Genomic DNA, 15292 nt, shown 5'->3' with positions numbered 1-15292 from the left:
CGGGCCAGTCGGTCTGCTCGTCGAGGAGCGAGATCGTCCCGCTCGACCAGTCGATGTGCGACGACGGCGTCGCGGCGTGCAGCGTCTTCGGCAGGACGCCGTGGCGCATCGCCATGACCATCTTGAGGACGCCGGCGATGCCGGACGCCATCTGCGTGTGGCCGATGTTGGACTTCACCGAGCCGAGCAGCAGCGGCCGTTCGCGCTCGCGGCCGTAGGTGGCCTGCAACGCCTGGACCTCGATCGGGTCGCCGAGCGCGGTGCCTGTGCCGTGACCCTCGATGACGTCGACGTCCGAAGCGGCCAGTCCCGAGTTGGCCAGCGCCTGCTTGATCACGCGCTGCTGGGACGGCCCGTTCGGCGCGGTCATGCCGTTGGACGCGCCGTCGGAGTTCATCGCCGAGCCGCGGACGACGGCCAGGATCTCGTGGCCGTTGCGCTGCGCGTCGGACAGGCGTTCGACGAGGACCAGGCCGATGCCCTCGGCGAGGCTCATGCCGTCGGCCTCGTCGGAGTAGGCCTTGCAGCGGCCGTCGGGCGCCATCGCGCGCTGGCGGCTGAAGCCGATCCACGGCGCGGGCGTCGCCATCACGGTGACGCCACCGGCGAGCGCCATCGTGCTCTCGCCGTTGCGCAGGGACTGGCAGGCCAGGTGCAGCGCGACCAGCGACGACGAGCACGCCGTGTCGAGCGTGACGGCCGGGCCTTCCAAACCGAACAGGTAGGCGACCCGGCCGGACAGGACACTCGACACCGAGCCGGTGATCATGTGGCCTTCGGAACCCTCGGCCGCGTTGAGCACGGTCGAGCCGTAGTCCTGGTAGCTGGAGCCGATGAAGACGCCGGTGCGGCTCCCCCGCACGGTCGCCGGGTCGACGCCGGCGCGTTCGAGGGCCTCCCAGGACACTTCCAGCAGGAGCCGCTGCTGCGGGTCCATCGAGAGTGCCTCGCGGGGCGAGATCCCGAAGAAGCCGGCGTCGAAGTCCGCGGCACCTTCGAGGAAGCCGCCGAGCGTCGAGTAGGTCTTGCCGCTGCGGTCCGGGTCGGGGTCGAACAGCCCGGCCGCGTCCCAGCCGCGGTCGGCCGGGAACGACGAGATCGCGTCCCCGCCGACGAGCACGAGGTCCCACAACGCTTCCGGCGACGCGACGCCACCGGGGAAGCGGCAGCTCATGCCGACGATGGCGATCGGCTCGTCGACCATCGCCCGCGTGACGACGGTCTCGGCGGTGTCCGATCCGTCCAGAGTGGACAGGATGAACCCGGCCAGCGCGTCGGCGTTCGGGTAGTCGAACACGACGGTGCTGGGCAGGCTCAGCCCGGTCACGACTTCGAGGCGGTTGCGCAGGTCGACGGCGGTGAGCGAGTCGAAGCCGAGGTCGCGGAAGGCGCGGTCGGCCTCGACGGCGTCCCCACCGGCGTGGCCGAGCACGGTCGCGGCTTCGGCGCGGACGAGGTCGACGACGAGCCGTCGTCCGGCCGCGGCGGGCAGGGCGCGAACCCGGCCGGCGAACGCGGCGACGTCGGCCGTCTCCGGGGCGGCCTCGGCGAGCTTGCGGACCGCGGGCAGCTCGGCGAACAGCGGGCTGGGCCGCACCGACGTGAAGACCGGGTAGTACCGCTCCCAGTCGAGGTCGGCAATCATCAGCGACGTCTCGTCGTCCTCGAGGGCGCGCTTCAGCCCGGCGAGCGCGAGGCGCGGTTCCATGAACTGCAGGCCACTGCGCAGGATCCGGCCCGGGTCGACCCGGCCCAGCTCGCGGTCGTCAGCCCAGATGCCCCAGGCGATCGTGGTCGCCGGGACGCCACGGGCGCGCCGCTGCTCGGCCAGGGCGCCGAGGTGGGCGTTGGCCGCGGAGTAGGCGCCGTGGTCGCCACTGCCCCAGACGCCGGCGGTCGAGGAGTACATCACGAAGTGCTCGAGCTCGCCCTCGTCGAGCAGGTCGTCGAGAACGGCGTCGAGGTTGGCCGCGCCGGTGACCTTGGCGTCGAGAACCTCGGCGAAGGCGGCGGGGTTCGTGCCGGTCAGCGGCGCGAGCGCGATGTGCGCGGCGGTGTGCACCACGGTGGTGATGCGGCGGCCTTCGCCCTTGAGCCGGGTGACCAGGGCGGCAACGGCTTCCCTGTCGGTGACGTCGAGAGCAACCACTTCAGCCGACGCGAGTTCGGCCTGGAGAGCCTCGGCACCAGGCGCGTCAAGACCACGACGGCCGGTCAGCACGACGTGCTCGACACCCTCACCGGCGAGCCAGCGGGCGAGGTGCGGGCCGAGGGTGCCGGTACCGCCGGTGACGATGGCGGTGCCGTGGGCGCGCCAGGTCCGTTCCGGACGACGCCCGGCCACGGGAGCGGGCACGATCCGGCGCGCGAACACGCCGGACGCCCGGACGGCGAGCTGGTCCTCATCGCCGGACCCGGCCAGCACCGCGGCGAGCCGCCGAGCGGCCGCGGCGTCGAGGGTTTCGGGGAGATCGATGAGCCCGGCCCAGTGCCCGGGGTGTTCGAGGGCGGCGGACCAGCCGAGGCCGTGCACCTGCGCTTGGGCGGGGTCGCGGACGGGATCGGCGGGCCCGGTGGAGACAGCGCCGCGGGTCAGCGCCCAGATCGGGATGGCCGGGTCGATGTCGGCGACGGCCTGGACGAGGGAGAGGGTCCGCAGCAACCCGCGGTCGAGACCGGGATGCGTGGTCGGAGTGTGATCGGCGGCCAGCAGCGACACGATGCCGGTCACACCGTCGGTGTCCCCGAGTGCGGTCGTCAACGCCTCGCGATCGGAGTCGTCGGCGAGGACAACCGGACGTACCTCGGCGCCTTGGCTGCGCAGGGCCTCGGCGACCTCGCCATCCGCGTCGTCGCCGAGGACCATCCAGGTGCCGGACAGGGTGCCGCCTGCTGGGCGGGACGGGCGCCACGCTACGCGGTAGCGCCAGGCGTCCACAGTGGACTCCTCGTCCCGGCGGGCGTGCCAGGCCGACAGGGACGGCAGCAGGTCGTCGAGCGCTCCTCGCTGGTGCTCGTCCAGGTCCAGCAGGCGGGTCAGCTCGCCCGTGTCGGCGCGGCCCACCGCCTGCCACAGCTCGTCGTCGGCCGGGGCGCCCGCCACCGCCGACGCGGCTTCTTCGATAGCCCAGTAGTGCTCGTGCTGGAACGCGTACGTGGGCAGGTCGGCGCGGCGGCCGCCGGTCAGGGTGTCCGCCCAGTCGACCGCCACCCCGCGGGTGTGCGCCTCGGCCAGGGACTTCAGGAACCGGTCGGGCCCGCCGTCGTCACGGCGCAGCGTGCCCAGTGCCGCGACCGGCACGCCGGCCGCCTCGGCCAGTTCGCCGATGGCCATGCTGAACACCGGGTGCGGGCTCGACTCGACGAACACCGGGTGGCCGTCGGCGACCGCCGCGGACAGCGCGGCGCCGAACTCGACGGTCCCCCGCAGGTTGCGGCACCAGTAGTCGCCGGTCAGCTCGGTCGGCTCGACGAGCCCGCCGGTCACCGTCGAGTAGAACCGGACGCCGGTCTCGCGCGGCGCCACCGGTGCGAGCAGCTCGGCGAGTTCGCCGGCGATCTCGTCGACCTGCGGCGAGTGCGCGGCGAAGTCGACGCCGTCCAGCCGCCAGCGCATCATCCCCGCCTTGGCGAGCCGCCGTTCCAGCACGGCCAGGGCGTCCGGGTCGCCGGACACGGTGACCGAACGCGGCCCGTTGACCGCCGCGACGGCGATCCGGTCGGCCAGCTCGGCGATCAGCTCGCGGACGTCGTCCGCGGCCGCGACGACCGACAACATCGCCCCACGGCCGGACAGCCGTTCGGCGATCAGCCGCGACCGCAGCGCCACGATCCGGGCGCCGTCCTGCAGCGTCAGCGCCCCGGCCACGCAGGCCGCGGCGATCTCCCCCTGCGAGTGCCCGATCACGGCGACCGGCTCGACGCCGTGCGCGCTCCACAGGCTCGCGAGCGACACCATCACGGCCCACAGCACCGGCTGGATCACGTCGACCCGTTCCAGGGCTTCGTCGTCGCGCAGCACGTCCGGCAGCGACCAGTCGGTGAACTCCGCGAGCGCGGCGGCGCACTCGGCCATCCGGCCGGCGAACACCGGCGACGACGCCAGCAGCTCGCGGGCCATGCCCGGCCACTGCGAGTCCTGGCCGGGGAAGACGAACACGGGTGCGGCGGTGCGCTTGGCGACCCCGCGCACGAGCGCGGCGTCGGCGGCGTTCCCGGCCAGGGCGGCGAGGCCGCGGCGCAGGTCCAGCGGGTCTTCGCCGACGACGACCGCGCGCTGCTCGAACACCGACCGCGTGCCGGTCAGGGACCAGCCGACGTCGACCGGCCGCGTCGCGGGGTGCTCGTCGAGGTGGTGCAGCAGCCGCAAGGCCTGGGCCTGCAGGGCCGGCGCGGTGCGGGCGGACAGCGGCCAGACGACCGGTCCGGACGAAGCCTCGGGCTCCGCCGGGACGTCTTCCGGCGCCGGGGCTTCGATGATCGCGTGGGCGTTGGTGCCGCTGATGCCGAACGACGAGACGCCGGCCCGGCGCGGACGTCCGGTCTCCGGCCACTCGGTCTGTTCGTGCAGCAGCTGGACGGCGCCCGCCGACCAGTCGATCTTCGTCGACGGCTGGTCGACGTGCAGGGTGCGCGGCAGCACGCCGTGGCGCATGGCGTGCACCATCTTGATCAAGCTGGCCACGCCGGCGGCGGACTGCGTGTGCCCGATGTTGGACTTCACCGAGCCGATCAGCAGCGGCCGCTCGCGGTCGCGGCCGTAGGTGGCCTGCAGCGCCTGGACCTCGATCGGGTCGCCGAGCGCGGTGCCGGTGCCGTGCGCGTCGAGCGCGTCGACCTCGGCGGCGTCAAGCCCGGCGTTGGCCAGGGCCTGGCGGATGACGCGCTGCTGCGAGGGGCCGTTGGGCGCGGTGAGGCCGTTGGACGCGCCGTCGGAGTTGACCGCGGTGCCGCGCACCACGGCGAGGACCTGGTGGCCGTGGCGGCGGGCGTCGGACAGCCGTTCCAGCACGAGGATGCCGACACCTTCGGCGAGGCTCATGCCGTCGCCGGCTTCGGAGAACGCCTTGCAGCGGCCGTCGGCGGCCAGCGCGCGCTGGCGGCTGAACGCGACGAACGGGTCGGGCGACGCCATGATCGTCGCGCCACCGGCAAGGGCGAGAGAGCTTTCCCCGGCACGCAGCGACTGGCAGGCCAGGTGCAGCGCGACGATCGACGACGAACACGCCGTGTCGACGGTGACCGACGGGCCCTCGAAGCCGAACAGGTACGACAACCGTCCGGAAAGGACACTCGGGATGGTGCCGGTGACGAGGTGGCCCTCGGAGCCTTCGCCAGTCGAGGTGCCGTAGTCCTGGAAGCTGGAGCCGATGAAGACGCCGGTCCGGCTCCCCCGCACCGAAGCGGGGTCGACGCCGGCGCGTTCCAAGGCCTCCCACGAGACTTCGAGCAGGAACCGCTGCTGCGGGTCCATGGACATGGCTTCACGCGGCGAGATCCCGAAGAACCCGGCGTCGAACTCGGCGGCGTCCTCCAGGAACCCGCCGAGCGTCGAGTACGTCTTGCCGCCGCGGTCGGGGTCCGGGTCGAACAGGCCCGCGATGTCCCAGCCGCGGTCGGCGGGGAACGACGAGATCGCGTCGACTCCGCCGGCGACGACGTTCCAGAGGTCTTCCGGCGAGCCGACGCCGCCGGGGAAGCGGCAGCCCATGCCGACGATGGCGATGGGCTCGTCGACCGCACCCGGCGTGACGACGACGTCGCCGACGGCCGGGCCGTCGATCTCCTCGCGCAGGAACGCGACGAGCGCGAGCGGGGTCGGGTAGTCGAAGACCAGCGTCGCGGGCAGGGACAGACCGGTGGCGTCGACGAGACGGCGGCGGAACTCGACGGCGGTCAGCGAGTCGAAGCCGAGGTCGCGGAACGCGCGATCCTCGTCGATGGCGTCGGCCGTCACGTGGCCCAGTACTTCGGCGGCCTCGACGCGCACCAGGTCCAGCAGCGCGCGGTCGCGTTCGGCCTCGGACATCCCGGCGAAGCGTGCGGCGAACGCGGTCACGGCGGTGGCCGCGACGGGCTCGGGCTTGCTCTCGACGAGTTCGTCGAACAGCCGGGTGGCGCGGGTGGCGGTGAACACCGGCAGGAAGGTGTCCCAGGTGATGTCGGCGACGACGACGGCCGTGTCGTCGCGCAGCAGCGCGCGTTCCAGCTCGGCGAGCGCGGGCGCGGTCGGCAGGAAGCCGAGGCCGCGGCGGCTCAGCTGGCCGGCGACGTGCTCGTCGGTGGCCATGCCTTCCTCGGCCCAGGCACCCCAGGCGATCGACGTCGCCTTGCGGCCGCGAGCCCGGCGGGCCTCGGCGAGCGCGTCGAGGTAGGCGTTGCCGGCGGCGTAGGCGGCCTGGCCGCCACTGCCCCAGACACCGGCGACGGACCCGAAGAGCAGGAAGAAGTCGAGGTCGTGCCCAGCGAGGAGGACGTCGAGGTGCGCGGCGCCCTCGGTCTTGGCGGCCATGACGCGGGTGTACTCGGCGAAGTCGGCGCCGTGGATCGGGTCCATCGCCTGCGCGATGCCCGCCGTGTGCACGACCCCGGTCAGCTGCAGACCGTCGAGCAGCTCCTCGACGGCGGCGCGATCGGCGATGTCGCAGGCGGCGATCGTCACCCGGGCGCCGGCCGCGGTGAGTTCGGCTTCGAGTTCGGCGGCGCCGGGTGCTCCCGGGCCGCGACGGCTGACGAGCACGAGGTGCTCGGCCCCGGCGGCGGCGAGCCACCGCGCGACGGACGCGCCGAGCGCACCGGTGCCACCCGTGACGAGCACGGTCCCGGAGGCGCGGAAGCGTCCGGTGGGCTCGGCGGGCAGGTACCGCCCGACCCGGCGGCCGAAGGCCCCCTGGGCCCGGATGGCGACCTGGTCTTCCCCACCGGATCCGGCGAGGACGGCGGCGAGCCGTCGCCCGGCGGCGGGATCGAGGGTGGCGGGCAGGTCGATCAGCCCGCCCCACAGCGCGGGCAGTTCGAGCGCGGCGGTCCGCCCCAGCCCCCACACCCGCGCGGCGACGGGATCGGGCGCCCCTTCCCCCGCGGTGACGACGGCACCGGAGGTGAGGGTCCACAGGCGAAGGCCGAGGTCGGCGTCGCCGAGGGCCTGGACGAGGGTGAGCAGCTCCCGCAGCCCGCCATCCCCGGCGGCGGGCAGGTGCAGGACCCCGTCAACGGGCCCAGCCGCAGCCAACGCCGCGGCCAGCTGCGCCCGATCGGCCAAGTCCGTGAATGCCACATTGAGGGACGTAGTGTCCGTGGATGTGGCATCGACGGACTCAGCGGCCGTGGATGTCCCATCGAGGGACTCGGAGTCCGTGAATGCCACATTGAGGGACCTAGTGTCCGTGGATGTGGCATTCACGGACTTCGGGGCCTCGGCGGCGTCGAGAGTCGAGAGGGCGATGCGCTTGATCGTCGCGCCGTGAGCCGTCAGGGCTGTGGCGATCTCCGTGCCTTCGTCGGTGGTCGACGTCACCAGCAGCCACGTTCCCGGCAGGGAAGGGTTCTCCGCCGTGCGGAACGGGTGCCACTCCGTGCGGTAGCGCCAGGACTTCGCCTTCTCCTCCGCCGCCCGGCGGTCGCGCCAGCCCGACAGGGCCGGGAGCAGCGTGGTCAACGATTCCTGCTGGTCGTCGCCGAGGTCGAGCAGGCCGGCCAGCTCCGTCGGGTCGCCGCGGCCGATCGCTTCCCACAGGGGGCCGTCCGCGGTGGCGGCCACCGGCCGCGCCGGGGTGGCGGCAGCCCAGTAGTGCTCGCGCTGGAACGGGTACGTCGGCAGCTCGACCGGCGCGCCCGCGCGGCCGAGGTAGGCCGGCCAGTCCACCGCGCAGCCGCGCGTGTGCAGCACCGCCAGGGCCGCGACGGCGGACTCCACCTCCGGACGGTCCTTGCGCAGCAACGGGATCGCACCCGGCTGGTCGATCATGGCCGACAGCACCGCGCCCGGCCCGAGTTCCAGGAACGTGACGGCGTCCGAACGCACGATCGTCTCGGCGAACCGGACCGTCGCACGCACGTGCTCGACCCAGTAGCCCGGCGACCGGACGTCGCCCTGGGCGACGAACGTCAGCGACGGCTCGGCGAAGTCCAGCCCCCGCACGACCTCGCCGAACTCCGCCAGCATCGGGTCCATCAGGTGCGAGTGGAACGCGTGTGAAACCTGCAGCCGCTTCGTCCGCTCGAAGCGCGCGGCGACGGCCAGCACGGCGTCCTCGACGCCCGAGAGCACCACCGAGTCCGGGCCGTTGACCGCCGCGATGTCGACGCCGTCGGTCAGGCCTGCGCGAACGTCCTCTTCGGACGCCTGCACCGACACCATCGCCCCGCCGGTGGGCAGGGCCTGCATCAGGCGGGCCCGCGCGGCCACCAGCGCGCACGCGTCGTCCAGCGACAGCACGCCCGAGACGTGCGCCGCCGCGATCTCGCCGATCGAGTGCCCGGCCACGAGGTCCGGCCGGACGCCCCACGACTCCAGCAGCCGGAACGCCGCCACGCCGAAGGCGAACAACGCGGGCTGCGCGGTCCCGGTCCGCTCCAGCGCGGCCGGGTCGTCGCCCCACACCACGTCCCGCAGGCCCGGCTCGCACCGGTCGAGGACGTCGGTGAAGACGTCGGCGAACACGGGGAACCGCGCCGCCAGCTCACGCCCCATGCCCAGGCGCTGGGCGCCCTGACCGGGGAAGACGAACGCGAGCCCACCGGCGGCGGCAACCCCGGTGACCAGCCCGGGTGCCGTGCTTCCGGCGGCGAGCGCGGCCAGCGACGACGAGACGTCGTCACCGAGCACCACGGCCCGGTGCTCGAACGCGGTGCGCGTGGTCGCCAGCGACCACGCGAGGTCCAGCCGGCCGGCGTCGATCGACGCCAGGTTCGCGGCCTGCTCACGCAGCCCACCGGCGGTCCGCGCGGACAGCAGCAGCGGCGCGGCCACGGCGTCCAAGGGGGTCACAACCGGCGAGGCCTCGACGAACGGCGCCGCTTCGAGGACGACGTGCGCGTTGGTCCCGCTGATGCCGAACGACGACACCGCGCCACGCCGGGCGCGCCCGGTCTCCGGCCACGGCGACGGCTCGGCGAGCAGCGAGACCGCGCCCGCGGTCCAGTCCACATGGGATGACGGTGCGGCCGCGTGCAGCGACTGGGGCACGGTGCCGTGCCGCATCGCCATGATCAGCTTGATGACGCCCGCGACACCCGCGGCGGCCTGCGTGTGCCCGATGTTGGACTTCACCGAACCCAGCAGCAGCGGGGTTTCCCGGTCCTGGCCGTACGTCGCGAGCAGCGCCTGCGCCTCGATCGGGTCGCCCAGCGTCGTGCCGGTGCCGTGGCCTTCGACGACGTCGACGTCCGAAGTGGACAGTCCGGCGCCGGCCAGCGCGGCGCGGATGACACGCTGCTGTGACGGGCCGTTGGGCGCGGTGAGGCCGTTGGACGCGCCGTCCTGGTTGACGGCGGAGCCGCGGACCAGGCCCAGCACGCGGTGGCCGTGGCGGCGGGCGTCCGAGAGCCGTTCGAGCACGAGCACGCCCGCGCCCTCGGACCAGCCGACGCCGTCGGCTTCGTCCGAATAGGACTTGCACCGGCCGTCGGGCGACAGGCCGCGCTGGCGGGAGAACTCGACGAACGAGTTCGGGGTGGACATCACGGTGACGCCGCCGGCCAGGGCCAGCGTGCAGTCGCCGGACCGCAGGGCCTGCATCGCCCAGTGCATGGCCACGAGCGACGACGAACACGCCGTGTCGATCGTGACGGCCGGGCCTTCGAGGCCGAGCGAGTAGGCGACGCGGCCGGAGACGACGCTCGACGCCGTGCCGCTGCCCTGGAAGCCTTCGAAGTCGCCGCCGGCCATGACGAGGCCGTAGTCGTTGTACATCACGCCGGCGAACACGCCGGTGGAGCTGCCGCGCAGGCGTCGCGGGTCGATCCCGGCGCGCTCGATCGCCTCCCACGAGACCTCGAGCAGCAGGCGCTGCTGCGGGTCGGTGGCTTCGGCTTCGCGCGGGCTCATCCCGAAGAACGCCGGGTCGAACTCGCCGGCGTTGTGCAGGAAGCCGCCTTCGCGGGTGTAGGAGGTGCCCTTGTGGTCGGGGTCCGGGTCGTACAGCGCGCCCAGGTCCCAGCCGCGGTTGACCGGGAACGTCGACGTCGTGTCGCGGCCCTCGGCCACCGCCGCCCAGAGGTCTTCCGGCGAGGCGATCCCGCCGGGGAAGCGGCAGCTCATCCCGACGATGGCAATCGGGTCGTCGTCGGCCGCGACGGTCCGGGTGACGACCGGGCCGCGGGCGTCGTCGCCCAGCAGCTCGGCCAGGATGTGCGCGGCCAGCGCGGCCGGTGTCGGGTGGTCGAACGCCGTCGTGGCGGGCAGGCGCAGCCCGGTCGCGGCGTCGAGGCGGTTGCGCAGCTCGACCGCGGTGAGGGAGTCGAACCCGAGTTCGGAGAACGAGCGCTCCGGGTCGACGGCCGCGGCCCCGGCGTGCCCGAGCACGCCGGCGACCTCACGGCGGACCAGGTCGGCGACCCGTGCCGCGCGGGCGGCGTCGTCCAATGTGGACAGCTGGTGCGCCAGCCGGCCGGCCCCACCGGCGGTCCGCACGGCCCGGCGGCTGCCGCCGACGAGCGACCGCAGCACGGCGGCCGGCTCCGGCCGGGCGCTCAGCACCGGCAGGTCGAAGCGGACCGGGACGACGACGGGCTCATCCGCGGCCAACGCGGCGTCGAAGAGCGCGACACCTTCGGCCTCGGTGAGCGCGGGGATGCCCATCCGGGCGAACCGGCGCAGGGTGCCGTCGCCGGCCATGCCCGCTTCACCGGCCCACGGCCCCCAGGCGAGGGACACCGCGGGCAGGCCGGCGTCGCGGCGCACCTGGGCGAGCGTGTCGAGGAAAGCGTTGCCGGCGGCGTAGTTGGCCTGCCCGGCGGCGCCGAGCGTGCCGGCCAGGGAGGAGAACAGGACGAACGCGGTCAGGTCCTGGTCGCGGGTCAGCTCGTGCAGGTTCCAGGCCGCGTCGGCCTTGGGCGCCAGCACGGTGGCGAGCTTCGCCGCGTCGAGGGTGCCGAGCAGGCCGTCGTCGAGGACGCCCGCCGCGTGCACGACGGCGGTCAGCGGGTGGGCGGCGGGGATGTCCGCGAGCAGCGCGGCCAGCGCGGCGCGGTCGCTCGCGTCGCAGGCCACGACGCTGACGTCGGCGCCCTGACCGGCCAGCTCGGTGAGGAGGTCGTCGGGCGCGACACCGCGGCGGCTCGCGAGAACCAGGTGCCGGACGCCGTGCTCGCGCACGAGGTGCCGGGCGATGATCCGGCCCAGACCGCCGGTGCCGCCGGTGATCAGGACGGTGCCGCCGGCGTCCCAGCCGCGCGGCTCGGCGGGCACGGCCCGCACCAGCCGGGGCACGAGCACGCGCCCGGCGCGGATCAGGGCGCGCGGCTCGCCGGTCGACAGCGCGGTCGTGACGGCGTCCGCGGACGCCGGCTGCTCGTCGGTCTCGATCAGGACGAACCGGCCGGGGTGTTCCTGCTGAGCGGCCAGGACGAGCCCGCGCACGGTCGCCGCGGCGGGCACCCCGGCCGGGATGACCAGGGCCAGCCGCCGGTCGTCGGCCGCTTCGACGCGCGCCTGCAGCAGGCCGAGGGCGTGCGCGGCGAGGTCGCGTGCCGCTGCCGGGGTCTCCCCCGCCGGGACGTCGAGGGAGACGACGTCGGCGTCGGCCGGGTCGGTGATCCCGGTGACCGGCTCGGTCCAGTCGACCCGGTATAGGCCACCGCTGGTGCCGGCGGCGAAGGATTCGGCGGCGATCGGCCGCACGGACAGTCCGCCGGCGACCGCGACCAGGTCGCCTTCGGGCGTCGACAGGACGAGCGACAGCGAGTCGTCACCGGTCTTGCGCAGCTCGGCCCGCAGCACCGTCGCGCCGACCGCGCGCACGGCGACGTCCCGCCAGGAGAACGGCAGGCCGCCGTCACCGGCGAGGAACGCCGTGGCGTGCAGGGCCGCGTCGAACAGCGCGGGGTGCAGGTCGAACGTCTCGGCTTCGACGTCGTCGGGCAGCGCGACCTCGGCGAAGACGTCGTCGCCGCGACGCCAGGCGGCACGCAGGCCACGGAACGCCGGGCCGTACTCCCGGCCGTCGTCGATGCCGTCGTAGAACCCGGCCAGCTCGACGGGGGTGGCGTCCGCGGGCGGCCAGACGGCCTCCGGGATCACGATTTCCCGGGTGACGGCGGTCAGCCGGCCGACCGCGTGGGACGTCCAGTTGCCGCTGACTTCGCCGTCCGGGCGTGAGTGGACGGCAACCGCGCGGCGGCCGTCGTCGTCCGGGGCGCCGACCCACACCTGGACGACGACGCGCTCGTCCGCGCCCAGCACCAGCGGCCGGGTGAGGGTCAGCTCTTCGACGTCCGGGCAGCCGGTCTCGGCGCCGGCGCGGACGGCCAGCTCCAGCAGCGCCGTGCCGGGCACGACGACCACGCCGCCGACGCGGTGGTCGGCCAGCCAGGCGTGCGTGCCGGCCGACAGCCGGCCGGTCAGCAGCAGGCCGCGGGCGTCGGCGACCTCGACGGCGGTGCCGAGCAGCGGGTGGTCGACGCTGCGCAGGCCCGCGGACCGCAGGTCGCCGCGGCCGCGGCCGGTGTCACGCGGCCAGAACCGCAGGCGCTGGAAGGCGTAAGTGGGCAGTTCGGTCCACGCGGCGCCGGTCCCGGCGAAGAACGCGGTCCAGTCGATGGCGACGCCGTCGCCGTGCAGCCGGGCGACGGCCTCGGCGGCGGAGGTGTGCTCGTCGCGGTCCTTGCGCAGCACCGGCACGGCGAGCGCGTCCGGGACGTCGACCAGCGGCGTCAGCGCGGCTTCCGGCCCGACCTCGACGAACCGGTTGGCCCCGGCCTCGGCGAGGCGGGCGAGGACATCGCCGAAGCGGACGGTCTCGCGGACGTGGCGCACCCAGTACTCCGGGTCGGTCACCTCACCGGCGACGACCAGCGCACGCGTGGGCTCGGCGAACGTCAGTCCGGTGACGACCTCGCGGAACGCGGGCAGCATCGGGTCCATCAGGTGCGAGTGGAACGCGTGGGACGCGCGCAGCCGCGTCGTCCGCTCGAAGCGGGAAGCGACGGCCAGCACGGCGTCTTCGGTACCGGACAAGACAACCGCGCGAGGGCCGTTGACGGCGGCGATACCCACACCGTCGACGAGCGCGGCGCGGACTTCGGCCTCGGTGGCCCGGACGGCGACCATCGCGCCGCCGGCGGGCAGGTCCCGCATCAGCCGGGCGCGCGCGGACACCAGGGCACAGGCGTCGTCGAGCGACAGCACGCCCGCGCAGTGGGCGGCGGCGATCTCGCCCGCCGAGTGCCCGGCGAGCAGGTCGGCGCGGACCCCCCACGACTCCAGCAGGCGGAAGAGCGCGACCTCGACGGCGAAGATCGCCGGTTGCGCCCAGCCGGTGTCGGCGAGTGTGCCGGCAGCGTCGGCACTGGTGCCCCAGACGACGTCCCGGAGTCCGGGCTCGAGCCGCTCCAGGACCTCGTCGAACGCGGCGGCGAACGCCGGGTGCGCGGTGTACAGCTCGCGCCCCATGCCCAGGTGCTGCGAACCCTGGCCGGTGAACAGGAACGCGGTCTTGGCCCGCGCACGCGGCGAGCCGACAACCTCAGACTCCCCCGCGGCGAGCGCACGCAAGGCGTCCGCCACGGCATCGCGGTCAGTGCCGACGACGGCAGCACGACGCTCGAACGGCGTCCGCGCGGTGGCCAGGGAGAACGCGACGTCGGCGAGCGGCGCGTCGCCGTCCGCCAGCTGCCGCGCGAGACGTCCGGCCTGCTCGCGCAGTGCCTCGTCGGTCTTGCCGGAAACCACAAAAGGCACCGGCCGCTCGACGACGTCACGCGGCTCGACGTCCTCGGCCGGGGCCTGCTCGATGATCGCGTGCGCGTTGGTGCCGCTGAGCCCGAACGACGACACACCCGCGCGACGGGGCTCGCCGGTCTCCGGCCATTCGGTGGCCTCGGTGACCAGGTCGACCCGGCCCGCGCGCCAGTCCACATGGGACGACGGCGCGTCGACGTGCAGCGTGGGCGGGACGACGCCGTGGCGCATGGCCAGGACCATCTTGATCACACCGGCGACGCCGGCGGCGGCCTGGGTGTGGCTGATGTTGGACTTGATCGAGCCGAGCAGCAACGCGCGTTCGCGGTCCTGCCCGTAGGTCGCCATCAGGGCTTGGGCCTCGACGGGGTCGCCCAGCCGGGTGCCGGTGCCGTGCGCCTCGACGACGTCGACCTGGCTCGGCGAAAGCCGGGAGCTCTTCAGCGCTTCACGGATCACCCGCTGCTGGGACGGGCCGTTGGGGGCGGTCAGGCCGTTGGTGGCGCCGTCCTGGTTGACGGCGCTGCCGCGGACCACCGCGAGCACGGGGTGGCCGTTGCGGCGGGCGTCCGACAGGCGTTCGAGCACGAGCACACCCGAGCCCTCGGCCCAGCCGGTGCCGGCGGCCGAGTCCGCGAACGAGTGGCAGCGGCCGTCCGGGGACAGGCCGCCCTGGCGGCTGAACTCGACGAACGTGGTCGGGGCCGACATCACCGTCACGCCGCCCGCGACGGCGAGCGTCGACTCCCCCGACCGCAGCGACTGCGCGGCCAGGTGCAGCGCGACGAGCGACGACGAGCACGCGGTGTCGACGGTGACGGCCGGGCCGACCAGGCCCAGCACGTAGGAAAGGCGGCCGGACAGGACGCTGTTCGTGTTGCCGGTCAGCAGGAAGCCCTCGGACGGCCCGGCGGCGCCGGTCAGGTACTCCTGGGCCATCGCGCCGACGAACACGCCGGTCCGGGTGCCCTTGAGCGACGACGGCGCGATGCCGGCGCGCTCGATCGCCTCCCACGTCGTCTCGAGCAGGATCCGTTGCTGTGGGTCCATTTCGGCCGCCTCGCGCGGCGAGATGCCGAAGAACCCGGCGTCGAACTCGGCGGCGTCGAGCAGGAACCCGCCGGACATCGCCGCCTCGCCGCCGGCCTCGGCGAGCGCGCCGAGGTCCCAGCCGCGGTCGGCGGGCAGCCCGGTGACGCCGTCGCGCCCGGAGCCGACCAGCTCCCAGAGGTCTTCGGGGCTGGCGACCCCGCCGGGATAGCGGCAGCTCATCCCGACGATCGCGATCGGTTCGACCGCGCGGGTCTCCAGCTCCTCCAGCCTCTGCTGGGTGCGCACGAGGTCCGCGCTGGCCCGCTTGAGGTAGCTCCGGAGCTTCTGTTCGTTGTCCAT

At 74.3% G+C, this 15292-nt stretch carries 1 protein-coding gene (only partly in view); it reads right to left on the bottom strand.

Annotated elements, in window-relative coordinates:
* Window positions 1–15292: the 5' portion of a type I polyketide synthase gene (locus OG439_RS12370; RefSeq protein WP_326949525.1), read on the bottom strand. 11945 nt of this gene lie to the left of the window's left edge; only the first 15292 of its 27237 coding nucleotides appear in the window; it begins with the start codon at window positions 15290–15292; the stop codon falls past the left edge of the window.

This window comes from Amycolatopsis sp. NBC_01307, from assembly GCF_035975215.1.
Taxonomy (GTDB): Bacteria; Actinomycetota; Actinomycetes; order Mycobacteriales; family Pseudonocardiaceae; genus Amycolatopsis.
Note: the sequence above shows the minus strand (reverse complement) of the source record. Positions and strands in the feature narration are given on the sequence as shown.